Here is a 24,907-nt window from a genome sequence, read left to right on the forward strand (position 1 = left end):
ATCTTCAACCCTGCGATCAGACCTATCCGCGAAATTTCGACAGCAGCATAGAACCGTTGGTGCCGCCAAAGCCAAAGCTGTTGGTCATCACCGTATCGAGACCCGCATTCTCCACGAGTTTGGTGGCGATCTCTTCGGGCTTCAGCGCCGGATCGAGGGTTTCGACATTAATCGACGGGATGATGAAGTCATGCTCCAGCGCAAGCAGGCAGTAGATCGCCTCCTGCGAGCCGGTGGCGCCCTGGCTGTGGCCGGTCATGGATTTGGTCGAACTCACCGGCGGGGTGCTCCCCTCACCGAAGACGCGGCGCACGGCTTCGATCTCGCCGACATCGCCGACCGGGGTCGATGTGCCATGCGCGTTGATGTAGCTGACTGTGCGGTCCTCGCTGAGCGTTCTGAGAGCGCCGCGCATCGCGCGTTCACCGCCCTCGCCCGATGGCGCGACCATGTCTGCGCCGTCGGACGTTGCGGCAAAGCCCGTGACTTCGGCATAGATCTTCGCGCCGCGCGCCTGAGCGTGTTCGAGGCTTTCCAGCACCACGATCGCGCCGCCGCCACCGATGACGAACCCATCGCGGTCCGCGTCGAAGGCCCGCGAAGCGCGCTCGGGCGTGTCGTTATACTTGCTCGACATCGCGCCCATCGCGTCAAACAGGCACGAAAGCGTCCAGTCCAGCTCTTCACCGCCGCCGCCGAACATCACGTCCTGCTGGCCCAGCGCTATCTGCTGCACGGCCATGCCGATGCAATGGAGCGAGGTTGAACAGGCCGAGGTGATCGAGAAATTCATCCCCTTGATCTGATACGCCGTTGCAAGGTTCGCGCTGACGGTGGAGGACATGGTCTTGGGTACGGCAAAGGGTCCGATGCGCTTGGTCGCTCCGGTCTTGAGCACGGTCTGGTGGGCCGCAAGCATGGCCGAGGTCGAGGGTCCGCCAGAGCCCGCGATCACGCCGGTCATTGGATTGACGACGTCCTTTTCCTCCAGCCCTGCATCGGCGATCGCCTGCCCCATGGCGATATGGGCGTAGGCAGCGCCCGGCCCCATAAAGCGCAAGGTCCGCTTGTCCACATGCTCGGACACATCGAGATCCACAGCGCCCGCAATCTGCGAGCGAAATCCGTGTTCGGCCATGTCCTCGTTGAAGGTGATGCCGGATTTGCCAGCCCGCAGCGAGGCCAGGACCTCATCCGCATTGGTGCCAATCGAGGATACAATCCCCAGCCCTGTTATAACGACGCGGCGCATAATCCCCTTTTCCGTCCCCGGCCCAAATGACGTCCTGACCCGATCAGGCCTCGGACAGAGCGACTTTCATGTCTTTGACTTGATAGATGACTTCGCCGTCAGCTTCGACACGGCCATTGGCCACGCCCATCGTCAGGCGCCGGGTCTGGACAGCCTTGGTAAAGTCTACGAAGTAGGTCAGCCGCCTACGGTCGGGCCGAACCATTCCGGTCAGCTTGACCTCTCCAACGCCCAGAGCGTAACCGCGGCCTTTCCAGCCACGCCATCCCAGATTGAAACCGGTCAATTGCCACAGGCCGTCAAGACCAAGGCAGCCGGGCATGATCGGATTGCCTGGAAAATGGCACTCGAAGAACCAGAGGTCGGGCGTGATGTCGAATTCGGCCACGACATGGCCTTTGCCGTGCGCGCCTGCGTCGCTGGAGATATCGGTGATCCGATCCATCATCAGCATGGGCGGTTCGGGAAGTTGCGCGTTGCCGGGGCCGAACAGCTCCCCGCGCGCGCATTTCAGAAGATCGTCACGATCGAAGCTGGTTGGGAAATCAGTCATCCCCGTCTCTACTCCCCACCCTGTTGTCTTGGTCGCGGCAGCGCCTAGCACCCCGCATGGACGAGGAAAAGAGCGCATGGCCGCCCGATGCGCCGCCGAAGACAGGTTGCGAAAGCCTCATTCGCCGCTGCTGGCGCAGACTTCGATGTCACCGGGCTTCGAACGTTTGGGGCCGCGCTCGAAACGAGCAAAATAGGCCTCGATATCCGGCTTCTCCGTGAATTCCAGCAAGTGGTAGCCGACTGCTTCGAATTCGCAGAACAGCAGAGCGTGCGGAATGCCCCGTTGCCCAATGGGGCGCTCGGCCTCGACAACGATAATCTCACCGCCCTGCGCGAGCGCGGGCCACATGCGCCACAGGAACGCGTAGGGCTCGCTCACCTCGTGGTACATGTGAACAAGGAAAATGCGATCGAAGCTGTCGATCGGCAGTTGCGGATCGTCCGCCTTGCCCAACTTGATCGATATGTTTTCAAGCCGCTCGCGCTCGATCCGCGTGCCTAGCCGGTCCAGCGCCTCAGGATCGATGTCCTGAGCCAGAACACGGCCCGCCTCGCCCACACGTTCGGCCAGGCGCACGGTGTAATAGCCCTCGCCCGCGCCGATATCGGCAACCGTCATGCCTGGCGTAATGCCGGCGCGATCCATCACCTTGACGGCTTCGCCGCGCTCATCGCGCAAGTCCTCGGTCGAGAACTCGCTGAAGGAATCCTTGCTCAAGGGGCGATCGGGCAAGGGAAAGTCGAGCGCCGTCTCGGGCCGCGCACCATCGTTTTCGAGCATGTCGCACGCCGAACCGCTTATCGCAGCGGCTGCGACCAGGAAGAAGGTGGGGATACGGGTCATGCCTTTAACTCAAGTCCGAACAATCGCGGTGGAACCTTTAAGCCCTGATACCTCGCCGCGACACTGATTGCCTCACTCTACGTCCTCGACATCGACCGTTTCACCGGTAACACGCTGCGCAAGCGCGGCAGAGATGAACGGGTCGATCTCCCCATCCAGCACCTTGTCCGGTGAACTGGAGGTGACGCCCGTGCGCAAATCCTTGACCATCTGATAGGGTTGCAGGACGTAAGACCGGATCTGGTGGCCCCAGCCGATCTCGCTTTTCTCCTGATACTCGCCCGACGCCGCCGCTTCACGCTCGGCCATTTCGCGCTCGAACAGGCGCGCTTTGAGCATATTCATCGCGGTTGCGCGGTTCTTGTGCTGCGAGCGGTCGTTCTGACTAGCGACCACGATGCCCGTGGGCTGGTGGGTGATGCGCACCGCGGAATCGGTGGTGTTGACATGCTGACCGCCCGCCCCGCTGGCGCGATAGGTGTCGATCTTGAGGTCGGCCGGATTGATCTCGATATCGATGTCATCGTCTATCACGGGATAGACCCAGACCGAGGAAAAGCTGGTGTGGCGCTTGGCCGCGCTGTCATAGGGGCTAATCCGCACCAGCCTGTGTACACCGCTTTCGGTCTTGCCATAGCCATAGGCGTTCTCGCCCTTGATCAGCAGGGTTGCCGATTTGATCCCCGCCTGGTCACCCGCCTGATATTCGACCGTCTCGGTCTTGAAGCCCCGCTTTTCCGCCCAGCGCGCGTACATGCGAAAGAGCATCTCGGCCCAGTCCTGACTCTCGGTTCCGCCTGCGCCCGCGTGGATCTCGAGATAGGTGTCGTTGGCGTCGGCCTCACCCGACAAAAGCGCGTCGACCTTGTCCGAATCGGCTCGGTTGGCGAGGCGCTCAAGCGTCGCCAGGCCATCGTTTACGACGCTTTCCTCGCCCTCCATCTCGCCCATCTCGATGAACTCAATGGCGTCAGCCATCTCGGAAGAGATCGTATTCACCGTGCCGACCGCGTCTTCGAGCTGCTTTTGCTCGCGGCTGATCTTCTGCGCCTCCTTGGGATCGTCCCAGAGGTTCGGATCCTGCACGCGCGCGTTCAGCTCATCGAGGCGGCGAAGCGCGCGCTCCCAGTCAAGCGATTGCCGAACCAGTTCCAGTGCGGCTTCAATCCGGTCGATATGGGCTTGGGCCTCGGCCCGCATGGCGTGTCCTTCGCGAAAACAGCAAAGCGCTTCCCCTAGCGAGGGAACGCCGATTGTAAAGCGCACCGCGCGGCGCAGGGCGCAGGTTCGGCGCCTATTTCGAGAGGTTTTTCACAGCCGCAAGCGTGCGACTGACGTGCTCGCGATAATCGCCGTTGGTGTAGACCGTCGCGATCCGCCCATCCGAGGCGATCACGTACGAGGTCCGGCTTGCATAGGGGCTGGACGGACCGCCCACGTCGTAATCCTCAAGAAGGTCCAGGCTTGCCACGCCCACGGGGAAGGCATCGCGGCATTCCTCCCGGCTAAAGCGCTTGAGGGTCTCGATATCATCGGAGGACATGCCGATCACGCTGGCGCCGGCCGCCTTGAACTGGGGCATGGCCTCGGCAAAAGCGTTCGCCTCCAGCGTGCAGCCCGAGGTGAACGCCTTGGGGTAGAAATAGAGCACCACCGGCCCCTGTTTCAGAGCGGTCGCAAGGCTAAAGCCGAACTCCTTGCCCGCCATCGCGGCCTTTGTGGTGAAGATCGGGGCCTTTGTGCCCTCGTCAAGATCGGCGTGGGCGGGCGTGGCGATGGCAAGGGCCAACGCGGCCGCGGCGAAAAGACGAGTCCGGGTGATCATACGTTTCAAACCTGTTCAGGCGCTGGAGAGTTCCCTGCGCAAATGCGCTTTACATCAATACGCTAATAAATGCCGCCCTGATCCTCGGCAAAGTTTTCCGGCATGCCGGTTTCGCGTGTGGCCGCGCTGCCGTTGCGGCCCGCTTCGATCAGCGCAAGGATCTCTGCGCGTTTGGCGGCGATTTCGTCCTGACGGGTCGAGCGCCGAGGCTCGGTGTCGGGCTTGAACGCTTCCCAGATGATGTCCGAAAGCGGATCATCGGAAGGCCACCCATCGAACACACGCTTGCCCGTGCGGCGATCGATCCGGACCATGCGGATGCCTTCGGGCGCCACGGCGGGCAAGTCCGACCATTTCGCGCGCGATTTCTCGATCATGGCTTTGATGATCGGGGCCGCGATCGTGCCACCATAAGCATAGCCGCCCAGATTGCGCGGATTGTCAAAGCCAAGATAGGCGCCAGCCACCAGCCGCTGCGTTCCGCCGATAAACCAGACATCCTTGGGCCCCGTGGTCGTCCCGGTCTTGCCGAACAAGGGCAGTTCGAGACTGCGCAGATTGGTCGCGGTCCCCCGCGTCACCACTCCTTCGAGCATATGCATCGTCTGGAACGCGGTGCGCGCGTCCATCGCCTGGCGCCCTTTCAACCCCATCCGCGGCATGGGCGATCCGTCCCATTGCGGCATGTTGCAGGTACGGCAATTGCGCGTGTCAGCGCGCCAGATGACCTTGCCGCGCCGGTCCTGGACGTAATCGATCAGCGTCGGCGAATTGAAGCGTCCATGATTGGCAATCGCGGCGTAGGCGGCGACCATCTTCATGACCGTGCTCTCCTCCGACCCCAGCGCGGTCGCGGCGTAAGGATCGGGATCATCGCTGATTTCGAGCGTCTCGATCGTATCGACCACGTTGTCCATGCCCGCCTGCATACCGATCTGGACTGTCATGATGTTCTGCGATTGCTCTAGGCCATAGCGCATCGGAAACTGCCCCGCGCGCCCACCGCGAATGCACTTCTCGCCGAGGTTCGACCCCTGATAATAGCAGAACTGGGTGTTATCGACCTGCGTCGAGGGCGTCATGCCCGCATCAAGGCCGGTCGCGTAAACGAAGGGCTTGATGGTCGAGCCGGGCTGGCGAAGCGCTTGCGTCGCGCGGTTGAAATCGCTGAGGCGATTGTCGAAACCGCCCTGCATTGCGAGGACGCGGCCATGTTGCGCGTTCTGAACCACAATTCCGCCTTGCGCATCGGGCAACGGCGCGATGCTGTAGGCGCCTTCCTCCGACTCTACCACGATGATGTCGCCCACATCCAGATTGCGCGGTGGGTTTGCCAGCGTCGCTTCCTCGCCATCGGTAAACCCGATGCGCGCGCTCGAACCGGACCGCCGGGTGACGACGGCAACGCGCCAGTCCTCGTAGCGGATGCTGCGGAAGGAGCTTGCGAGCTGGCCGGTAAGGTTGCCCGCATCCGCGTCCACCGTCGCAATCGGACCGACCCAAGGTCGCCCACGACCTTGATGATAGCGCAAAAGCCCCTCGCGCAGCGCGTCGCGGGCTGCGTCTTGTAACGTCATGTCAAGCGATGTGCGCACCCACAGGCCGCCCGCATACACGCTGTTCGAGCCGTCCTCGGCGGTTTCCCCGAACCTGTCGATCAGTTCGCGGCGCACCTCTTCGAGAAAATAGCCCGCGTCCGCGCTGCGCTGCGTGCGTTGGCGCACAAGACCCAGCGACCGAGCGGTGGCAGCGCGGCGCTCAGACCCGCTGATAAAGCCGTTTTCCTCCATCTGCTGAAGCACGAAAGCGCGCCGAGCGAGCGCGGCCTGCTCCTGCCCGCTTCGGCCATACCGCTCCGGGGCCTTGGGCAGGATTGCCAGAAAGGCGATCTCATGCAGGTCAAGATCGGCGACATCCTTGTCAAAATAGGCGCGCGCTGCGGCCTGCACCCCGAAGGAGCGGCGTCCCAGCGGAATCTCGTTCAGATAAAGCTCAAGGATTTCCTGCTTGCTCAGCACGCCTTCGATGCGACTAGCGAGGATCATTTCCTTCAGCTTGCGGGTGACAGAGTACTCATCGCCCAAAAGCAGGATTTTCGCGAGCTGCTGCGTGATCGTCGATCCCCCCACAGCCCGCTCTCCCGAGCCATACTTGGTCGCGTAATCGAAGACCGCGTTGGCCGTTCCAGTGAAATCCACCCCTCCATGGCTATAGAAGGTCTTGTCTTCGGCCGAGATATAGGCCTGCTTCAGCCGCTCGGGAAAATCGGCGTATTGAAGCTGAACGCGCCGCTCACGCGCGTAGGAGTGAACGATCCCGCCATCGATCCCGCGCACCACAGTTGGCAGCGGCGTTTCGTATTCAAGCAGGCTCTCAGCGTCCGGCAGGTCGCTGGCGAGCCACACAAACACGGCCACCCACAGCGCCACGCCCAGGACGAGCATGACGACCAGCAGCTTGTACCACAGGCTTGCGCGCCAGCGCTCGAGGATCCAGGTGCCCGCCGCGCTGATATCGCGGGTCACACGGTACCGCATATAGGCAAGGGTCGGCAGGTTGGAGGTGTCGGTCATGGCGCTTGCAGGGCGAGGTACAACAGGGTCTAGAAGGGTGCCAGTGCTTTTCCCGTGAATGCGGCGAGTTACGCGGTCTCGCGCGCATCGGGTGCGTCGGTGGCGGGATCGTCGAAGTCAGCGCGGCGGGCGAAGTAAACCAGGATCGAGCGCGCCAGCACTTCCGCGTAGGCGTTGCGCCCCTTCTCGGTCGTCAGCTTCGCGCGGTCTTCGCGGTTGGTCACAAAGCCGCTTTCGAACAGCACCGCAGGCACGTCCGGCGCCCGCAGGACCACCAGAGCGGCCTTGCGCAGCGCAGCGGAATGGAACGCGATCCGGCCCTCCCCTTCGCGTCGAATCAATCGCGCAAACTCGGTCGAATCTTCCTGAGTGCGCTCCTGCGACAGCTCAACGAGCAGCTGGCTGACGGTGTCGTCCTGATCCTCGATTTCGACCCCGTTGAGCCGATCGGCGTTGTTCTCTCGCGCCGCGAAAAGCGCGGCGGCTTCGCTGGAGGCCTTGTTCGACAAGGTGTAGACGCTCGCGCCAGACACATCGCTGCGGTTTCCGGCGGAATCGGCGTGGATCGACAGGAACAGATTAGCGTCCAGCTGGCGCGCGATTTCCGACCGGTCCCCAAGCCTGACGATCCGATCGTCCTCGCGCGTAAGAGCAACGCGGACCCCGCCCTGCTCAAGCAGAAGATCACGCAGCCGCAGCGCGATGGCCAGCACGACAACCTTTTCCTGAACCCCGTCGCGCACGGCCCCCGGATCGCGCCCTCCATGGCCTGCGTCGATCACCACCAGCGGACGCGTGGGATCATCCGGACCGTATATCTCGGGCAGATCGATATCGCGCCGCTCACCGTTAAGAGCATAGGTCTGAACGTAATCGCGACCCCAGATTGGAACCGGGATCGTCAGGCCAAGAGCAAGCGCGCCCCCGACGACAAGCGCGGGAACAGCCAACAGCAACACCAAAAGGTCACGCACACTCATGACGCTGTTTGCTTAGAATGTTGCCGGGGCAAAGCGCAATAGAGTTGCCTGTTGAAACCCACGGTGCTAGGTCGTTGAAATCGGAGAAAGCTTCGGGCCCCGGATACAGCGTCCGGCCAGCAGCCGCCTTCATTCGCAGGCTCTTTCTGGCGCACGCCACTCTCTCTCAAGAGCCCCAAACAGGTTGATGCAGTGACGAGACGTATGGCCTCGCAGATTTGTCCGGAGCGCAGCCTTTGCGCATCGCGGCAAGCGAGCCACACCGCGCACAGCGCCGCAGCGTCCCGCGCAGCAGACACGAATTTCGCGCAAGAACACCTTTTGTCGGGGCCGGCACCGCGCCGGGTCGACCGGGGCCTCTGCGCGAGCATCCCATCTGGCGTGGGCATGACCCGCGCCGTCCATCACACAATGACACGCCCCCCATCCCTCAAGAGAGCGGCAGAGCGGGGCGTTTGGAGACACATACATGGCAACGCGCATGCTAATCGATGCGCGCCACGCGGAAGAAACCCGGGTGGCGGTTCTCAAGGGAAACCGGATTGAGGAATTCGACTTTGAATCGGCTGAACACAAGCAGATCAAAGGCAACATCTATCTAGCCAAGGTTACGCGGGTCGAACCCTCGCTCCAGGCTGCCTTTGTCGATTTTGGCGGCAATCGCCACGGCTTCCTCGCCTTCAGCGAAATCCATCCAGACTATTATCAGATCCCGCAAGAGGATCGCGAACAGCTCCTGGCCGAAGAAGCCGAAGCCGCCGCCGAAGAAGCGCGTCTTCGCGAAGAGGAAGAGGATGAGGGCGTCTCGCCCGGCGAGGAGTATGACGCCGAAGACGAGAGCGCGGAACAGCTCGTCGAAGAGATCGCCGAAGACGGTCTCGAAGAAATCGACACGTCCGAAAAGGATAAGGTTTCAACCATCGAAGACGGCGCGTCGGACGACGACGACGAAGACGACGGTGAGGAAGACGACGGCGAGGAGGACGCCGGGGACGACAGCGACAGCGACGGCGACGCCGAAGCGTCCGAAGACGGCGAGGACGAAGGCGAAGGGAAGAAGGGCCGTTCGCGCCGGGGCCGGGGCCGCGGTCGCCGTCGTCAGGGCAAAGGTGGCAAGGCCGGCAAAGGCGGCAGGGGCCGCAGCCGCGCCAAGGAAGTCGACGAGGTGCGAGCCAAGCGCATGGCGCTGCGTCGCCGCTACAAGATTCAGGACGTCATCCAGCGCCGCCAGGTGCTGCTCGTTCAGGTCGTGAAAGAAGAGCGCGGCAACAAGGGCGCGGCGCTCACCACCTATCTCAGCCTCGCGGGTCGCTATACCGTGCTGATGCCCAATTCCTCCCATGGCGGCGGCATCAGCCGCAAGATCAGCTCCACCAGCGATCGCAAGCGCCTGAAGCAGGTCGTAGCCGATCTCTCGCTTCCCAAGACCATGGGCCTGATCGTGCGCACGGCGGGCCTTTCCCGCACAAAGACCGAAATCAAGCGCGACTTCGATTACCTTGCGCGGTTGTGGGACGAGATCCGCAAGACCACGCTCAGTTCCACCGCGCCCTCGCTCATCCATTCGGACAGCGACCTCATCAAGCGCGCGATCCGCGACATCTACAACCGCGAGATCGAAGAGGTCGTGGTCGAAGGCGAGGAAGGCTACAAGTCGGCCAAGGCGTTCATGAAGATGCTGATGCCCAGCCACGCGCGCCGTGTGAAAGCCTATTCCGACCCGGTTCCGCTGTTCCAGCGCTACGGCGCGGAAGATCAGCTGCGCGCGATGTACGATCCGATGGTGCAATTGAAATCGGGCGGATATCTGATCATCAATCCCACCGAAGCGCTCGTTTCGATTGACATCAACTCCGGCCGCTCCACCAAAGAGCACGGCATCGAGCAAACCGCGCTTCACACCAACCTTGAAGCCGCGCGTGAAATCGCTCGCCAGCTGCGCCTGCGCGACATGGCCGGTCTTGTCGTCATCGACTTCATCGACATGGAATACAATTCCAACACGCGCAAAGTCGAGAAGGCGATGAAGGAAGCGCTCAAGCACGATCGCGCGCGCATTCAGGTCGGTCGCATTTCAGGCTTTGGTCTGATGGAGATGAGCCGCCAGCGCCTGCGCACCGGCGTGCTTGAGGCGACCACCCGGCCCTGTCCCCACTGCGATGGTACGGGCCTTGTGCGCACGGCGTCGTCCGCGGGCCTTTCGGCGCTGCGTCTGATCGAAGACGAAGCCGCCAAAGGCAAAGGGACGACCATCCGTCTAGCCGCCAGCACGGAGGCGGCGGTCTACCTGCTCAACGAGAAGCGCCACGATCTGGTCGAGATCGAGCAGCGCTATGGCGTCAGTGTCGAGGTCGTGCCGGAAGGTGAGGAGGAAGGCGCGAAGATGAGCGTGGGCAGCTCCGGCCCGCGTCCGACCGAATCGCCGAAATTCGAGCCAATTGTCGACGAAGACGACGAGGACGACCTTCCCGAAGAGGACGCGTTCGACGAGACCGGTGAAGACGAAGACGATGCACCGCGAAAGAAGAAGCGCCGTCGGCGCCGCGGTGGACGGGGTCGCAACAAGAAGCGTCAGGATGAAGGCTCGGATAGCTCGGACCGGGATTCCGCCGAGGAATCGGACGAAGACGCCTCAACACAGGATGAGCCGGGCGACGACGCTGAAGCGGGCGAGGATAAACCCAAGCGCCGCCGTCGTCGCGGTGGCCGGGGTCGTCGGCGCAAGGCCGAAGGCGACGCCGAAAGCGGCGCCGAAAGCGACGCCGAAAGCGGCGAGGACACGGCCAAAGATGGCGGCGAAGAAGCGGGTCACGAAACGGCGGACGAACCAGGGGACCAAGCGGGGGGCGATTTGCCGACCGACAAGCTCGAAGACGTGTCCGAACAGGTAAAGGACGACATGAGCGTCGTTGCCGGGCCTGACGACACGCCCGAAACCGCTGAAGCCATGGCGCAAGAGGGTAAGGAAGTCGAACCCGAAAAGCCCAAGCGCAAGCGCGCGCCGCGCAAAAAGAAGAGCGAGGGCGAGGAAGCCGCCAAGGCGGACACGGCCGCGCAGACCACCACGGCCGAAGAGGCTCCGGCCAAGGAAGAAAAACCCAAGCGCAAGCGCGCGCCGCGCAAGAAAAAGGTGGAAACCGCGGCCAAGGCTTCGGAGGAAACGCCGGCAGAGCAATCCGAGGCGGTCTCAGCACCCGAACCCGCTGAAACGGGCGAAGACGCGGACGCCGAGGCGGCCTCGTCCGGCCCCAAGAAGCGCGGTTGGTGGCAGCGCACCTTTGGCGAATGACGCTTTCGCTCTGAGCGAGACCCGGCGGCTCTAATCGAAACCTGATGCCGCGCTGGAGAACCGTCTCCGGCGCGGCGTCAGCCCGACTTGTAGGCTACGCCCCACTCCATCCATCCGGCGAATTTCGGAGCGCCCGGCGTGTAGCCCTTGCCGACCGGCTCCACTGCGAAGCCCGCATCGTCAACCGCGCTGGCGATGGGCCGGGTCAGGTGGCATCCGCCCGCCAGGCGTTTCCAGAGCGGCTCGATCCGGTCCTGCCAGCGCGCCACGCCCGCATCGGGCGCGCGGCCATGCTCCAGAAACAGCGCCTTTCCCCCCGGGCGAAGGATGCGGCGCATTTCCGAAAGCGCGTGCGCCGGATCCTCGACCGAACACAGGGTAAAGGTGCAAACGACCGTGTCGAAAATGGCGTCCGCGAACGGGATCGATTCGCCGACACCGGCTCTCAGATCCGCCGACCAACCTTTTCGCCGCGCCGCCTCTCGCGCGGTGTCGAGAAGGCCCTCATGCGGGTCGATCCCGGCGTAACTGCGCACTTGGGAGCGATTGAAAAAGGACTGGTTGATGCCGCCTCCGCAGCCCAGTTCGAAGACGTCCCCTCGTGCAAGCGGCACCACTTCGGCGCGGCGCTTCATGACCTGTCCCTGACTGCAGGCACAGGTGATCAGACGCGGCATGATCGCGCGTTCGTACCAGCTTGTCAGTCCCACACCCGCACCTTCACAACCGCCCCCGGATCGCAGTGGCGATGCGCTGCATGTCATCCGCCAGGGCGGTCGCCAGCGCCGCCTCGCTCATCCTCGCCCAGCGCGCCATTTGCGGCATGCTCGGGCCGACCCGCAAGGTCGCGCCCCAGGCGCCCCGCCCGTCTCCAGCGCGGCGGACACACTTGACCGGCTGGCCCAGGCGGATGCCGTCGAGAGCAAGGTCGCGGTGCAGCGCCTGCGCGTCTTCAAAGCTCTCGACGCCAGGCAAGGCCGTCACATCCAGCGTGATTAGCGTTCGCATTTCGACCGGTCCCGCAAAAGCGCTGCCCGCCTCGGCGTAAGGGCACACGCGCCGCAGCCCCAGCGGGGACACGAGATGCGCCTCCACCGATTCCTGAAACGCGTCGATGAGCTGAGCGACACGCTCCACCGGTATGGCCTGGAAACGTTCGAGTTCGAAGATCGCCGCGGTCAGCCGCAGGGCCAGCGATAGGTTGGCGCTGTCCTCCAGAGCGCCGCGCCCGGGCCAGCCTTCGGGCCACTCGGCGCGGCGGAAGATGCGCGCAAAGCCTCCGGGCAAAGCGGTCGCGCCCGACGCGGCGGCGGGAGGGACAAGCGCCCACCCGCTGAACGGCGGCGCCCCGATGAACTTGGACCCGGTCATCAACACAAGGCAGCCGCGCTCAAGATAGGCGTGGATGGCGGGCGTCATGATGCGCGACTGGCACGCGTCCACAACGACAGTGACCGCCGGGCCGTATCGCTCCAGCAACGCGTCGATATCGCTCAGCGAAGGCAGGACCAGGCCCGTCTTCGAGCCGTGGACCGCGTGCACGAGGCAATGCTTGCCAAGCGCCCTTGCCCGCTCGATCTCGCGCGCGATCTCGTCCGTGATCGAGGCGCTGGAACGCGCCCGGCCCGCTGCGCATCGCACCGGAACGTCCACCAAGCTGACCGGACCGCAGCCGGGCACGGTCTCTCCGGGTGTAGTCGCCGCATCGAGCGCGGTCTTGCCTGCGAAAAACCGCCCGTGGGCCGAGTGAATGCAGCCGCTGCCGATCTCATCCGCGCCGAGAAGAATGTTGTGCACGCCCCCATCCGCTCGTCCGCGAGCGCAGGCCAGCGCGACGTATTCGAGATCGGTGCCAGAGGGCGCGAACACGATCTGAGCGTCGCCCTCGCCCAGCGAAAACGCCGCACGGATCCGCCCGCGAAGCGATGCCAGCCCCGCGTCGTAAGAGCGCGCTTCAAGGCTCGCGGATTGTTCGAGCAGATGGGCGAAAGCCTGCGCCGAGATATCGCTGATGGTCGATGAGGAATAGGCCAGAATATCGCGCGGATAGGGCGCGGAAAGATATCGATTGAGACCCGTTTCGGGGTCGAGCTCGATGCGCGCATCTCCTCCGCTGGCCAGGCGGCGCACGAGTTCGCGGGCCCGCGCGTTCATGGCAAAGCTGTTCAAGGCACGATGCAGGCCGACATCGACCGCAGCTGAGCTGACCGTCATTCGAGAGAGGTTCCCTTCGCGTCCGATTTGGGTGAGGGCCCCGGTCTCACCGAGCGCGACTAAGCGCCTTGTTGCAGCTTATGCACCATGAGGCTGGGTAATCAATCCACGAATTACGGAAAAATACACAGGAATGGCTGGCGCTGGGATGGCGCACGCCGTAAGGGCAGCGCCAGATATTCGTGTGATCTCGAAAGCCCCTATGACGCCCCGTCTCACGCCCCTCACCCTGCCCGAAGACGCCAAGGCACACTTAACAATCCTTTTTCTGGCCAAGAATGCGCTGTGGGAAGGCGAAATCCATCCCGAGGATGGCAATCACGCGCTCTACCACCGCGAAATGCGCGAGATTCTCGAAGGCCTGGGGCTCAATCTCAGGATTGCGCAGACCCATGACATCCTGTTCGATCCCCCTGAGGGCATCGATTTTGTCTTCCCGCTCTTGAACCGCGCGGGGTTCTTCAACTCCGAAATGCTCGTGCCGCTGCTGTGCGAGCGTGCGGGGATACCGTATCTTGGCGCCAACCCGATTGTGCGCGGGCTTTCGGATGACAAACACCTGGCCAAGCGCGCCGCCGTCGATGCAGGGCTGCAAACCGCGCCCTGGGCGATCTATCGCAAGGGCGCGCCGGTGCGCGAGGACAAGCTGCCGCCGGCCACGCGTTATGTCATCAAGCCCAACAATTCCTCCGCCAGCTGGGGCGTTCAGGACGCGTATGACTGGGCGGGCGTGAAGGCGGCGGTCGAGCGCATTCACACCGATCCCGCCAATGGCGGGCAGGATGCGATTGTCGAACCTTTCCTTGAAGGGAGCGACGTCGAGGTCCCGGTCGTCACCATTCACGGCGAGCCACAGATCCTGCCGATGATGATCTTCCGCCAGGCCGATCCTTCGCATTTGCGGACTTATTACGAAAAGCGCGATCTGGTGGACCGCAGCCAGAAATACTCGCTCGACCCGTTCGAGGACCCGGACATGTCAGCCCGCATCGCCGAGATGACGCAGGCCTGCTGGGAGGAATACCGCCCGTTCGATTACGGTCGCTTTGAGTTTCGCGTGAACGAGGAGACCGGAGACATCCAGTTCCTCGAACTCAATCTCAACTGCAATCTGTGGTCGCAAAAGGTCTTTGGCCGCGCAGCGGCGTTGGCGGGATGGAAGCAGGAACAGCTGATCGAGACGCTGCTGGCGGAGGGCCTAGCGCGGCACGGACTGATTTGAGCGAGTGTCTGGCTATGGGGTAGGAAGCGGACACTAACATTGTCGTCATTCCCGCGCACGCGGGAATCCACTGTGTCACAACGGCTCAAATCCAAAGTCCTCGGCCAAATCTCGCCATCTTGGGTTGTCTTCTTCGATCAAATCCACCTTCCAAGCGCGCCGCCATTTCTTGATCTGCTTCTCGCGCAAGATGGCTTGCTCCACTGCCGCATGCTGTACGAACCAAACTAGACGATGCACATCGTACTTCTTGGAGAAACCTTCGAATGTACCGTCGCGATGCTGAGCAATGCGCTGGAGCAAATGCGAACTGACGCCGAGATACAGCGTGCCGTTATAGGCGGATGCCAACAGGTAAACCGTTGGTTGAAACTCTTTGTGCATTGGACCTAGCTCAATGGATTCCCGCGTGCGCGGGAATGACGAAGTATGGCCGCAAGTGGGGTCGCAGGCCTTCATTTGCGCGCATGACCACGCCGCCTCACGCCGGCACCACCTTCCCCGCGAAATCGAACACCTTGCCGCTGTCCTCAGGACTTGAGCCCGCAAGCACGCCGAGCAAGTTCGCCGCCGCCTCGCGCGGCTCGGTCAGTTGATCCTCGGGCAGGTTCGACTGGAACGGCTTTGACAACGCGCTGTCCACCGTTCCAGGATGCAGGCCCACGATCACGCCTTTCTTGTGCGTGCGGCCCAATTCGAGCGCGAAGTTCTTCAAGAGCATGTTGAGCGCGGCTTTCGAGGCGCGGTAGGAATGCCATCCGCCAAGGCGGTTATCCGAGATCGAGCCGACCCGCGCGCTCAGCGCGGCAAAGACGAAGCGCTCGGAACGCGGCATCAGGGGCAGGATATGCTTCGCGATCAGCGCGGGGCCGATTGTGTTCAGCGCGAAAACCTCGGCCATCGCTTCGCCCGAAAGCCTCTTGTACGTGCGCTCTGGCCCGGTGCCATCGGCGAGTGTGAGCACCCCGCTCGCCGCGATCACCCAGTCGGGAGGTTCATTCTTCATCATGTGCGCGGCCGCAGCGATGCTCGCCTCATCGCACAGATCGAACGCGAACGGCGTTATGGCCGGGCCTGTCGGTTCAGTTCCGGCGCGCGATCCGGCGTAGGCCCTCTCGCACCCTCTCTCGATGAGCGCCTCGCACAGCGCGCGTCCAATACCCCCGGTGCTGCCGAAGATCGCGGCGCGTCTCGGCCAATTTCCTACTGTGCTCATTGCCGGTAAGAGCGGGCCGATGGCCGGTTTGTTCCCTGCTTCTGCTCATTCACACGCCGCGCAAGGCGAGCGCCAAGGCCAGCTGCGCGACCCGCTAGCTTTTTCCCGTCAGGACAGTGTTCCATGTGTTCCAAGCGTTCTCCACGTGCGACGAACCGAGCGGCGTCTCGGGCGTTGTGCGCAAGGCAAGTCGGGTCTCAAAGCGCGCAACGCCGCGCATCTTGCCACGCGGGAACGAGGCGTTAGAGAGAAGTCAAACGAATTTGGGATATTCGCATCATGGCAACCTTCACGCTTCCGAAGAACTCCAGGATCCGCAAGGACGGCAAGACGCACAAGGCGCAAGGCGCCAAGCGTGTCAAAAGCTTCAAGATCTATCGCTATGACCCGGATAGCGGCAAGAACCCGAACTACGACACGTTCGAGATCGATCTGGATGAATGCGGTCCGATGGTTCTCGATGCGCTGTTCAAGATCAAGAACGAGGTCGATCCCACGCTGACCTTTCGCCGTTCATGCCGCGAAGGGATTTGCGGCAGCTGCGCGATGAACCTCAACGGCAAGAACGCGCTCGCCTGCACCACCGCGATCGAGGATCTGAAGGGCGAGATTCGCATCACACCGCTTCCGCATATGGATGTGATCAAGGACCTGGTGCCGGATTTCACGCATTTCTACGCGCAATACGCCTCGATCCGCCCGTGGCTGCAAACGGTCTCGCCCACGCCTTCGGGCAAGGAGCGACTGCAAACGCCCGAGCAGCGCGAACAGCTCGACGGGCTTTACGAGTGCATCCTGTGCGCCTGTTGCTCGACCTCGTGCCCGAGCTATTGGTGGAATTCGGACAAGTTCCTGGGTCCTGCGATCCTGCTTCAGGCCTATCGCTGGCTTGCGGACAGCCGCGACGAGATGACCGGTGAGCGGCTCGATGCGCTGGAAGATCCTTTCCGCCTCTATCGCTGCCACACGATCATGAATTGCGCGAATGTGTGCCCCAAGGGGCTCTCTCCCGCCAAGGCGATCGCCGAGACCAAGAAGATGATGGCCGAGCGGGCCATCTAGGGCGCTTTCCTACTTCGGTCAGATGGTACATGAGCGGCTTGCGCGGCTTGCATTGCCGCGCCCAGCTCTTATCGCCCAAACGTATGACAAACGTTGCCGATAATCTGCCCTTCGAACATCGCCCGCTTTCGCGCGATGAAACCAATGGCGAGGAGGGCTGGTACACCTGGAACCTGATCGATCGGACGCGCTATAACACACAGGTTCTCGGAGAAATGTGGGTGCGCACGGAAGGCGATCTGTGCCGGCTGCGCATGTTCCCCGAGCGCAGGCACACCAACCTTGCGGACAACATACACGGCGCCGTTTCTCTGGGACTGATCGATATCGCGCTGTTTGCGACCCTGCATATGATCGGGCAAGGCGACGCCGGGCCTTCGGTAACGGTTGAGCTTTCGACCCAGTTCGTGGGTCCGGGCGATCCGACGCAGCCGCTCGACGCGGTGAGCGAGATCACGCAGGAGACCGGGCGGATGATGTTCGCGCGCGGGCAGTGCGTGCAAGGGGGGCGCATCGTCACCAGCTATTCGGGGATCGTGCGCAAGATGAAACCGCTTCCCGTTTCCTGATGAGTGGCCTGCTTGCCCGGTACGAAAAGCTGATCGCCAGCGGGGAGCTGCGCGCGGACCCCGATCAGCGGGTGGCCGCCGAGCGCCTCGATCGTCTCGAGAAGGACCTTGAGGCCAAGCGCCCGGGCGGGCTGCTCACGCAGTTCTTCAACACCGGCCCGCGCCGGGCTCAAGGCCTCTACATGTGGGGCGGCGTGGGACGCGGCAAGTCGATGCTGATGGACCTGTTCCACAACACGCTCGGCATCCCCGAGAAGCGCCGCGTCCATTTTCACGCCTTCATGCAGGAGGTGCACGAGGCAATCCGAGAGGCGCGCAAAACCCATCCGGGCGATCCGATCCCGACCGTCGCGCAGCGAATTGCCGACGGGGTACGGTGCCTCAGCTTTGACGAGATGGTCGTGAACAATTCGGCTGATGCCATGATCATGAGCCGCCTCTTCACCCAGCTTATCCGCGACCAGGAGGTGACGATAGTGACGACCAGCAATCGTCCTCCCGACGACCTCTACAAGGATGGGCTCAATCGCGAGCATTTCCTGCCCTTCATCGATCTTATCCACTCCGAACTCGATGTGCTCAGTCTGAACGGTCCGACAGACTATCGGCTCGACCGGATCGGCGGCCTGGCAACGTGGCACGTACCGCTTGGCGATGCGGCGACGCAGAAGGTGCGCGAGGCCTTCTTCCGTCTCACTGACTTCAAGCCCGAGGACGCTGACAACGTCCCGAGCGAAGAGCTGGCAATTGGCGCAAAGCGCAGCCTCCACGTGCCCAAGAGCCTGAAGGGTGTGGCGGTCTTCAGTTTCAAACGGTTGTGCGGCGAAGCGCGCGGCGCGCCGGACTACCTCGCAATCGCGCGCGCCTATCACACCGTGATCCTGGTCGGCATCCCGATCATGGGCCCCGAAAACCGTAACGAGGCGGCGCGCTTCGTGACGCTGATCGACGCGCTTTACGAGCACAAGGTCAAGCTGTTCGCCACCGCCGACGCGCTGCCCGAAGCTCTTTACCAGGCCGGGGATTGCGCCTTTGAGTTCGAACGCACGGTGAGCCGTCTCAACGAGATGCAAAGCGACGCCTACCTTGCGCTGGGGCACGGGACCGAGGCGTGAGCTCAGCCGGTGAGCTCAAGGTGTGTGATCGATTTCTCCAACATGATCAGCTGCCAGAGCAGCCGCGAATTGTCGCGGCGACCGCTGATATGGGCCTCGACCAGGCGCTCCATCGCGCGCGGCTCGAACCAGTCAGTCTCGCTGAGCGCGCTCGAGCGCGCGAGCTCTCTCGCCTCGCTCGCCAGCGGTCCGCGCAGCCACTGAGCGAGCGGCGTTACGAAGCCCTGCTTGGGCCGATAGAGGATATCGCGCGGCAGGTTGGGTTCCATCGCGCGCTTCAGCAGATGTTTGCCGTCCGCGCCCTGAACCCGCAATGCCTCGGGCAGTCTAGCGGCAAACTCAACCAGCCGATGATCGAGCAGCGGCTCGCGCGCTTCAAGGCCGACCGCCATGCTTGTGCGGTCAAGCTTGGTCAGGATGTCCCCCGGCAGCCAAAACGCAAGGTCGGCGTATTGGGCGCGGTCCAATCCGCTTCTTGCAGGGGCAGCGCGCATCAGCGCGATCAGCTCGTCTTCGGCGCGAGAGCCGCTCAGTCTGCGCGCGAACCCCTCGCTGTACAATCCGGCGCGTTGAGCCGGCGTGGTCGCCGAAAGCCCGCGGGCGTATCCCGCTTCGCCCGTCTCCGCCAGCGCGAGCAGCGTCGCCTTCGCGCGCAGCGGACGCGGCGCCCAGTCCGCTTTGGGCCACAGGCGCCCCAATGTTCCGAACACCGGCGCGCGCAGCGCGGCGGGCAGCCACCGACGAGCTTGCTCCTCATGGTGGTGGAAGACCTGTCTTCGATACCCGGCAAACGCTTCGTCCGCCCCGTCCCCCGACAGCGCGACCGTCACATGCTCGCGCGCAAGCTGGCAGACACGCCAGGTTGGCAAGGCCGAGGCGTCGGCGAAGGGCTCGTCAAACATGCCAGCAAGCGCATCCACGGCGGCGAAATCGTCGCGGCTGACTGTGCGAACACGATGGTCGGTTGCGTACTGATCGGCGATCCGTTCAGCGTATCCACTTTCGTCCACCGCCTCGACGTCGAAGCGGATCGAGCAGGTCTTGATCGGCTGCGCGCTTGTCTCGCTCATCACGGCCACGACGCTGGAACTGTCGACCCCGCCGGACAGAAACGCCCCCAAAGGAACGTCGGCCGTCATGCGCGATCGAACCGCATCCCTCAGCCTTTGGCGCAGCTCGTCGACCAGCTCGTCTTCGCTGCGGTCGGAACGATCAACAAAGGACACGTCCCACCAGCGCCTCGGCTCAGGCAAGGGCTTTCCGACTTCGCAGAGCATGAAGTGACCCGCTCGAAGCTTTCGGACGCCTTTCAGGATCGAGTGGCTGTCGGGCACATAGCCCCAGGCGAGATAGGCATCGAGCGCGTATGGATCGAGCGTTCGCGCCAGCGACGGTTCGGTGAGGAGCGCTTTGAGCTCCGATCCAAACGCCAGCGTCCCGTCGGGCAATTCGGCCAGAAACAGCGGCTTCACCCCAAAGCGATCGCGCGCAAGGAACAGCTGGCGTTTGTCGAGATCATAAAGCGCGAAGACGAACATGCCGTCGAACCGCGCGAGGCAATCCACACCCCAGCGCTGCCACGCGGCGAGGATCACCTCGGTGTCGCCCTTAGTCGCGAACCGCACCCCCTCGTTCGCCAACTCGGCGCGGATCTCTTCGTAATTGTAGATCTCGCCGTTAAACGCGACGACCGCCCGCCCATCGACCGAGAGCATGGGTTGCGGCGAGCCTTCAAGGTCGATGACCGAAAGGCGCCGGTGACCAAGGGTAATGCCAGGCGCGCTCCACACCCCTGCCCCGTCGGGGCCTCGATGGGTCAAAGCCTGGGCCATGCGCTCAACGCGCCCGATCGCGATCGTTGCCTTGCCGTCTGGATCAAAAAGACCGGCCAAGCCGCACATAATGGACGCTCAGGCCAGCGCCGCGAGGGCAGCGAACGCGCCAAACCCGCTTGCCGCCAAGGCGAGCGCTGCGAGTGCAGCCAGCTCTCGCACCGGGTGGGCTTTTGCGGGGTCGAATCGATTCAACCAGCGCAGCTGCAAGGCTTCGGCGGATGTGTAGCCGTAGTCCTGCGGCTCGCGTTCGACAAACGGCCACGCGCCGACGAGCATGGCAGCGACCACAAACGCGAAGAAGAACCAACCATAGACAATGTGATCGAACCCGGCGGCGAACTCGACACCAACAAATTGGGCGATGTAGATCGTGCCCCAGGCGCGCACACCATTTGCAAGGATCGGTACGATTACGGCGGCCGCCATCAATGCTGCCCGCCGGTTCCGACTCTCGAAACGTGTGAATGCGATGAGCACCGCCAGAGCAACTGTCGCAATGAGGAAGCGGACCCCCGAGCATTCCTCGGCAACGATGAACAAACCGGCGGGCGTGTCGATCGAAACGCCGTCGATACGCGCCGAAACGCCGCTCCAGTGCGTGATGGCGATGGCGATATCGGCGGTGATCGCCTGAAGAAAGGGGACGATCTCATCGCCAAACGGAACGAGGAAAGCCATGTAACCCAGGGGCAGAGCCAGCACGGCGCTCACGCGAAAGCCCAGGATCGTGACAATCGCCCCTTGTATGGCTCCCACGGCTCCAGCGTGCGCAAGCAGATTGATGCTCGTCGTTCGCCCCACAAGCCACACCAGCAGCGCCGCTACGACGACAGCCAGTCCAAAGGCCGACGCGCGCGGCGTCATCTTCGTCAGTTGCTCACGCTTCATCCATACGAGCCAACCGATCACAGCCGGGACAAGGAGGATGTGGTTGTAGGTGTCGATGTCCCACCATTGATGCAGCATCTCCCCCCATTCGCGCGCGCAAAGCAGGACAAGCGCAGCGGTCGCCGCCACAAGCGAAGCGATCGATGCGAGCCACTGAGGGGACGCAACAGCACGCGGAGCGCCTTGCGCCCGCCCCCTGAGCGGCTTGGAAGGTGCTTGGACCGGTTCAGGCGGCATGGCGAGCCCGCATCGTCGCAACCGGGAGGCCCCTGCCGCTCACCAGGGCGTCCATCGGCGCAAGGACGGCATCCCAATCGTGTTCGAAGAGTACGAAGTCCCTCGCCGCCTGCCCCATTTGCGCGGCGGCCTCTGGAAAGTCGAGGACTTGGGAAAGACGCTTGAGCATCGCCTGCAGGTCTGGACGGCAGACCATCCAGTGTTCGCCATCGCTTGCGCCGATGCCGGTGGCGGCTTGCTCGGTCAAAAGGACCGGCCGGGCCATCGCCATCGCCTCGAGCACCTTGTTCTGAACACCGCGAGCGATGAGGAGCGGCGCCAGAACACACGTCGCGCCCGCAAGAAAAGGGCGAACGTCGGGCACCGCGCCCCAAACATGCACGCCGTTGCCGCCATCATGCTTCAACAAGGCCGGGGTCGGACTGCGGCCAACGACGTGGAACCGCGCCGATGGGTAACGCTGATGAATGACGGGCAGAAGCTGTTCTATGGTCCAGAGCGCCGCCGCTTCGTTGGGCCTGTAGTCCATCTGGCCGGTGAACACGAGGTGCGGGCCGTGATCGGACACCATGGCCTTGTGAGCGGGAACCGTGGCCGGATCGAACGTGGAAGCGTCAACGCCGTTACCGATGACCTTCACTTGCGCCGCCTCGGGATCGCTCAGGCGCGAGCGAAAAAGCGTCGCCTCGGCCTTGCTGATCAGCACAGTCGCGTCGCAAAGGCGCGCCAAACGATCCTCTTCGGCGGCCAGCAGACGGCCTTCTCGAGCGTTGAGCCAGACGCGTTCGCCAGCCTCGGCGTAGCTTTCGAACTTCGCACTGTCGACGTCGCACAGGTCGATAATCACGCGGCCCGCGAATTCCTTGGGGATGTATTGGCCCATCTGTCCCGAGAACACGACGATGGTCGAAATCGGTCGGGCGTCCAGCGTGCGCTCGACCCACGCTGAAAGCTTCGCGCTATGAAACGCGGTCAAGCTGACAGGCTTCCCGGACAGCACCGCCTGGGCTCCGGCCAGAACGAGCGGCTTGGAGCGCTGAACGACGCAATGCGATGCGGTGATGGCATCGAGCGCAGCGACGCTGCTTCGGTCTTCTGTGCGCTCGTAAAAGCAACCCACATGAACTGGCCCCATTGATGCGAGTTTGCGCAGCAGATGATGGCTGCGGATCTTGTCTCCGCGATTGGGAAGAAACGGGATCCTATGGGTCAGAAAGAGTATCTCGCTCACGCGCGCCGCCTCCCCGCTCAAGCCAGCCCGCGTGCGATCATGGGGCCGATTGCGTTGGCAATCGGAAGCGGCAGCTTCTTCCAGAGCTCGATCTTCCGCGAATACGCCTCGCTCGTCGGATCGACGTTGCGCGGCACCCCACCCGGTGCCGTCCACTCAGCGTAAGCCAGAGGCTGCGGGGTAAAACCCCAGTTCTTCTTGAAGCGATACGGCCCGCTTCCCGTTTTCGAGCGACCAAAATCAAAGCGTGTCATGCCGCGTTTGCGGGCGTCGAGCATGAGTTCGTAATACATCAGCTCACTCGCATGCGCGGACCGCGCCGCCCTTGTGCCCCCGCCCCAGAACGGCATGACCGCGCCTTGGTGGTAGAAGCTGAGCACACTTGCGACCGGGGTGCCGTCCTTGAACACGGTCAGGATATCGCTCTCTTCGGGAAAGGCGGCGAGCATCGCGCGAAACAGCTTGGCCGGAAACACGGGAGTTCCAAGATTGTGCACGCTCTGCGAGAACACGGCGTAGTGAGCGCGCAAATCCTCAGGTCGCTTTCCGATCCGGATCGGCAGCGTGGCTTCCATTCCTTTACGCACCTCTGCGCGCGCCTTGCGAGGAATGGCGAGCAGTTCGGCTTCGTCGGTCTGCGCCAGCGCACGCTCAAAGCCGCAATGCTTGTCGTTCCACCGCCGCCAGCCCTCGCCCATCGGCAGTGAGCCTCCGCGCAGTTCCAAAGAGGCAAACCCATGCGCGCGGGCGTATCGCTGCGCTGCGCCGATCAAAGCCCCTGTCGCGCCTTCACTGACGCCGCAAAGCCCCCCTCCTACACCAAAGCCGCTTGAAACCAGGGCCCGACCAAACAGCGAAGAACGCACTTCGGTAAGGGGCAGCCACCCGGCGATCACACCGAGCTGTTCGCACACCAAGCCGCCAGCGCGCTGCCCTGTCCCCTCTTGCACGGCAAGAAGCCACGCAGGACGATGAAAGAGGCTGGCGCGCTGCTCCTTCACAAACCCATCGATCCGAGCCGCGACGCGCGGGTCGGATAGGTCGGCCAGCGAAACCTGATAGGTTGAGGCGACCGGCGCGTTCACGCAGCCAGACCCCGCTTGTCGATCTCAGCGACAGGATAGTCGCGAGCGCGCGCGGCCTCGTGGGCTGCCACCGTATCGATCCGGTCCCATGCAAAGTCTCCGAGCAGCGCTTTCAGCTTCCCGCCCATTGTCTTGAGCCCGGTGTAGTGGCGCAGTCGCGAACGCAACGGAGCGGCGGGCACGCGGGGCTGATCGGGGTCGATTTCCCAGGGGTGGAAATAGAACACCGCCGGGCGTTTCTCATCGCGATTCACTTGCCGGATCGCCCAGCGCGAGAAGCTATAGGGCAACACTCGAAAGAACCCTCCGCCTCCTGCTGCAACGCGCCGCCCACCGAGGCGCGCGGTCGTTACCGGAAGCTCGATCAGGTCAGCCCCAGCGACCGGGCGAAAGGCAAAGCGCGGAGCTTCGGGCCAACCATAATGGTCGTGCGCAACAGGGGCGACGCTCGATGAATAGGTGTACCCCTGCTGCGCCAGCTCCTCGAACGCCCAAGGCGTGCGCGCATCGATCGAAAAGCTGGGCGCGCGGTATCCCGCAACGCGTTGCCCAGTGGCGTCTTCGAGAATTGCGCGCGCTTTGCGAATGTCTTCGCCAAAGGCCGCCCGATCGAAGGTGAAGACCCGCGCGTGATCGTAACCGTGGCTGGCAATCTCATGGCCAGCCTCTGCAATACGTCGCATCAGCGCGGGATGACGCTCGGCAATCCAGCCCAAGCTAAAAAAGGTGGCCTTCACTCCGGCGTCTGCAAAAAGCGCGAGGATCGCATCGACGTTGCTCTCTACGCGCGCCGAAATTCCATTCCATTTCGCGCGCTCGATCACACCTTCGAACGCGCCCACCTGAAACCAGTCTTCGACGTCGACCGAGAGAGCGTTTGTCACGCGCATGTCAATGGCCTCGCCACGCGCCATC

Annotated in this window: 21 protein-coding genes; 5 read left to right on the forward strand and 16 right to left on the reverse strand. The window is 63.1% G+C overall.

Going from position 1 to position 24,907, the window contains the following annotated elements; genetic code table 11:
• Window positions 1–22: 22 nt before the first annotated feature.
• From QNI87_RS04785 to QNI87_RS04815, 7 genes are all read right to left on the reverse strand, one after another.
• On the reverse strand, window positions 23–1,252 hold the full coding sequence (locus QNI87_RS04785) for a beta-ketoacyl synthase N-terminal-like domain-containing protein (protein WP_300594704.1): 1,230 nt from the start codon (window positions 1,250–1,252) through the stop codon (window positions 23–25).
• A 43-nt stretch (window positions 1,253–1,295) separates the two neighbouring features.
• Window positions 1,296–1,805, reverse strand: coding sequence for a bifunctional 3-hydroxydecanoyl-ACP dehydratase/trans-2-decenoyl-ACP isomerase (fabA, locus tag QNI87_RS04790; RefSeq protein ID WP_300594707.1), 510 nt, complete (start codon window positions 1,803–1,805; stop codon window positions 1,296–1,298).
• Between the two features lie 117 nt (window positions 1,806–1,922).
• A complete protein-coding gene (locus QNI87_RS04795; protein ID WP_300595316.1) occupies window positions 1,923–2,588 on the reverse strand; it encodes a class I SAM-dependent methyltransferase in 666 nt (221 codons plus the stop codon).
• 135 nt (window positions 2,589–2,723) lie between these two features.
• Entirely contained in the window at window positions 2,724–3,851 is a 1,128-nt protein-coding gene (gene prfB, locus QNI87_RS04800) for a peptide chain release factor 2 (RefSeq protein WP_300594710.1), read from the reverse strand.
• Window positions 3,852–3,945: 94 nt separating this feature from the next.
• A complete protein-coding gene (locus tag QNI87_RS04805) occupies window positions 3,946–4,476 on the reverse strand; it encodes a peroxiredoxin (protein WP_300594713.1) in 531 nt (176 codons plus the stop codon).
• Between the two features lie 62 nt (window positions 4,477–4,538).
• Window positions 4,539–7,049: a transglycosylase domain-containing protein gene (locus QNI87_RS04810; protein ID WP_300594716.1), complete on the reverse strand. Its 2,511-nt coding sequence runs from the start codon at window positions 7,047–7,049 to the stop codon at window positions 4,539–4,541.
• A gap of 68 nt (window positions 7,050–7,117) precedes the next feature.
• Window positions 7,118–8,029, reverse strand: coding sequence for an N-acetylmuramoyl-L-alanine amidase (locus QNI87_RS04815; RefSeq protein WP_300594718.1), 912 nt, complete (start codon window positions 8,027–8,029; stop codon window positions 7,118–7,120).
• 469 nt (window positions 8,030–8,498) lie between these two features.
• Between QNI87_RS04815 and QNI87_RS04820 the strand changes: the two genes are divergently transcribed.
• The gene (locus QNI87_RS04820; protein WP_300594721.1) at window positions 8,499–11,318 is read left to right on the forward strand and encodes a ribonuclease E/G; all 2,820 of its coding nucleotides are present in this window, start codon (window positions 8,499–8,501) and stop codon (window positions 11,316–11,318) included.
• Window positions 11,319–11,395: 77 nt separating this feature from the next.
• Here QNI87_RS04820 and QNI87_RS04825 read toward each other — a convergent pair whose 3' ends face one another.
• Complete coding sequence (locus tag QNI87_RS04825; protein WP_300594723.1) at window positions 11,396–12,028, reverse strand: class I SAM-dependent methyltransferase; 633 nt, start codon at window positions 12,026–12,028, stop codon at window positions 11,396–11,398.
• A gap of 10 nt (window positions 12,029–12,038) precedes the next feature.
• Complete coding sequence (locus QNI87_RS04830) at window positions 12,039–13,532, reverse strand: hypothetical protein (RefSeq protein ID WP_300594726.1); 1,494 nt, start codon at window positions 13,530–13,532, stop codon at window positions 12,039–12,041.
• A 202-nt stretch (window positions 13,533–13,734) separates the two neighbouring features.
• On the opposite strand from QNI87_RS04830, the gene QNI87_RS04835 reads away from it, so the two are divergent.
• Entirely contained in the window at window positions 13,735–14,754 is a 1,020-nt protein-coding gene (locus QNI87_RS04835) for a phosphoribosylglycinamide synthetase (protein ID WP_300594729.1), read from the forward strand.
• Between the two features lie 75 nt (window positions 14,755–14,829).
• Here QNI87_RS04835 and QNI87_RS04840 read toward each other — a convergent pair whose 3' ends face one another.
• Together QNI87_RS04840 and QNI87_RS04845 are read right to left on the reverse strand one after the other, a co-directional pair.
• Window positions 14,830–15,138, reverse strand: coding sequence for a GIY-YIG nuclease family protein (locus tag QNI87_RS04840; protein WP_300594732.1), 309 nt, complete (start codon window positions 15,136–15,138; stop codon window positions 14,830–14,832).
• Between the two features lie 97 nt (window positions 15,139–15,235).
• Window positions 15,236–15,970, reverse strand: coding sequence for an SDR family NAD(P)-dependent oxidoreductase (locus QNI87_RS04845; protein ID WP_300594735.1), 735 nt, complete (start codon window positions 15,968–15,970; stop codon window positions 15,236–15,238).
• Window positions 15,971–16,249: 279 nt separating this feature from the next.
• On the opposite strand from QNI87_RS04845, the gene QNI87_RS04850 reads away from it, so the two are divergent.
• The 3 genes from QNI87_RS04850 to zapE all read left to right on the forward strand — a co-directional run bounded on the left by QNI87_RS04850 (window position 16,250) and on the right by zapE (window position 18,716).
• Window positions 16,250–17,032: a succinate dehydrogenase iron-sulfur subunit gene (locus QNI87_RS04850; protein WP_300594738.1), complete on the forward strand. Its 783-nt coding sequence runs from the start codon at window positions 16,250–16,252 to the stop codon at window positions 17,030–17,032.
• A gap of 83 nt (window positions 17,033–17,115) precedes the next feature.
• A complete protein-coding gene (locus QNI87_RS04855; RefSeq protein ID WP_300594741.1) occupies window positions 17,116–17,601 on the forward strand; it encodes a PaaI family thioesterase in 486 nt (161 codons plus the stop codon).
• Window positions 17,601–18,716 (forward strand): cell division protein ZapE, encoded by a 1,116-nt coding sequence (zapE, locus tag QNI87_RS04860; RefSeq protein ID WP_300594744.1) that lies wholly within the window; start codon window positions 17,601–17,603, stop codon window positions 18,714–18,716. Before QNI87_RS04855 ends, zapE begins: the two co-directional genes overlap by 1 nt.
• 2 nt (window positions 18,717–18,718) lie before the next feature.
• Here zapE and QNI87_RS04865 read toward each other — a convergent pair whose 3' ends face one another.
• The 5 genes from QNI87_RS04865 to QNI87_RS04885 form a co-directional block, all read right to left on the reverse strand.
• Window positions 18,719–20,617, reverse strand: coding sequence for an XrtA/PEP-CTERM system amidotransferase (locus QNI87_RS04865; RefSeq protein ID WP_300594747.1), 1,899 nt, complete (start codon window positions 20,615–20,617; stop codon window positions 18,719–18,721).
• A gap of 9 nt (window positions 20,618–20,626) precedes the next feature.
• Window positions 20,627–21,568, reverse strand: a complete 942-nt coding sequence (gene xrtA / locus QNI87_RS04870) for an exosortase A (RefSeq protein ID WP_366146163.1) — start codon at window positions 21,566–21,568, stop codon at window positions 20,627–20,629.
• A gap of 97 nt (window positions 21,569–21,665) precedes the next feature.
• Window positions 21,666–22,907, reverse strand: a complete 1,242-nt coding sequence (locus tag QNI87_RS04875) for a TIGR03087 family PEP-CTERM/XrtA system glycosyltransferase (RefSeq protein ID WP_300594750.1) — start codon at window positions 22,905–22,907, stop codon at window positions 21,666–21,668.
• Window positions 22,908–22,924: 17 nt separating this feature from the next.
• Window positions 22,925–23,992 (reverse strand): FemAB family XrtA/PEP-CTERM system-associated protein, encoded by a 1,068-nt coding sequence (locus QNI87_RS04880; RefSeq protein WP_300594753.1) that lies wholly within the window; start codon window positions 23,990–23,992, stop codon window positions 22,925–22,927.
• Window positions 23,989–24,882, reverse strand: a complete 894-nt coding sequence (locus QNI87_RS04885; RefSeq protein WP_300594756.1) for an XrtA system polysaccharide deacetylase — start codon at window positions 24,880–24,882, stop codon at window positions 23,989–23,991. Before QNI87_RS04885 ends, QNI87_RS04880 begins: the two co-directional genes overlap by 4 nt.
• Between the last annotated feature and the right edge of the window lie 25 nt (window positions 24,883–24,907).

The organism is Erythrobacter sp., from assembly GCF_030066995.1.
In the GTDB taxonomy this organism is placed as follows: Bacteria; Pseudomonadota; Alphaproteobacteria; order Sphingomonadales; family Sphingomonadaceae; genus Erythrobacter.

Coding starts and splice junctions, on each gene's coding strand:
- QNI87_RS04785 (WP_300594704.1), bottom strand. CDS start 1,252: ATGCGCCGCGTCGTTATAACAGGGCTGGGGATTGTATCCTCGATTGGC.
- fabA (WP_300594707.1), bottom strand. CDS start 1,805: ATGACTGATTTCCCAACCAGCTTCGATCGTGACGATCTTCTGAAATGC.
- QNI87_RS04795 (WP_300595316.1), bottom strand. CDS start 2,588: ATGCTCGAAAACGATGGTGCGCGGCCCGAGACGGCGCTCGACTTTCCC.
- prfB (WP_300594710.1), bottom strand. CDS start 3,851: ATGCGGGCCGAGGCCCAAGCCCATATCGACCGGATTGAAGCCGCACTG.
- QNI87_RS04805 (WP_300594713.1), bottom strand. CDS start 4,476: ATGATCACCCGGACTCGTCTTTTCGCCGCGGCCGCGTTGGCCCTTGCC.
- QNI87_RS04810 (WP_300594716.1), bottom strand. CDS start 7,049: ATGACCGACACCTCCAACCTGCCGACCCTTGCCTATATGCGGTACCGT.
- QNI87_RS04815 (WP_300594718.1), bottom strand. CDS start 8,029: ATGAGTGTGCGTGACCTTTTGGTGTTGCTGTTGGCTGTTCCCGCGCTT.
- QNI87_RS04820 (WP_300594721.1), top strand. CDS start 8,499: ATGGCAACGCGCATGCTAATCGATGCGCGCCACGCGGAAGAAACCCGG.
- QNI87_RS04830 (WP_300594726.1), bottom strand. CDS start 13,532: ATGACGGTCAGCTCAGCTGCGGTCGATGTCGGCCTGCATCGTGCCTTG.
- QNI87_RS04835 (WP_300594729.1), top strand. CDS start 13,735: ATGACGCCCCGTCTCACGCCCCTCACCCTGCCCGAAGACGCCAAGGCA.
- QNI87_RS04840 (WP_300594732.1), bottom strand. CDS start 15,138: ATGCACAAAGAGTTTCAACCAACGGTTTACCTGTTGGCATCCGCCTAT.
- QNI87_RS04845 (WP_300594735.1), bottom strand. CDS start 15,970: ATGAGCACAGTAGGAAATTGGCCGAGACGCGCCGCGATCTTCGGCAGC.
- QNI87_RS04850 (WP_300594738.1), top strand. CDS start 16,250: ATGGCAACCTTCACGCTTCCGAAGAACTCCAGGATCCGCAAGGACGGC.
- QNI87_RS04855 (WP_300594741.1), top strand. CDS start 17,116: ATGACAAACGTTGCCGATAATCTGCCCTTCGAACATCGCCCGCTTTCG.
- zapE (WP_300594744.1), top strand. CDS start 17,601: ATGAGTGGCCTGCTTGCCCGGTACGAAAAGCTGATCGCCAGCGGGGAG.
- QNI87_RS04865 (WP_300594747.1), bottom strand. CDS start 20,617: ATGTGCGGCTTGGCCGGTCTTTTTGATCCAGACGGCAAGGCAACGATC.
- QNI87_RS04885 (WP_300594756.1), bottom strand. CDS start 24,882: ATGCGCGTGACAAACGCTCTCTCGGTCGACGTCGAAGACTGGTTTCAG.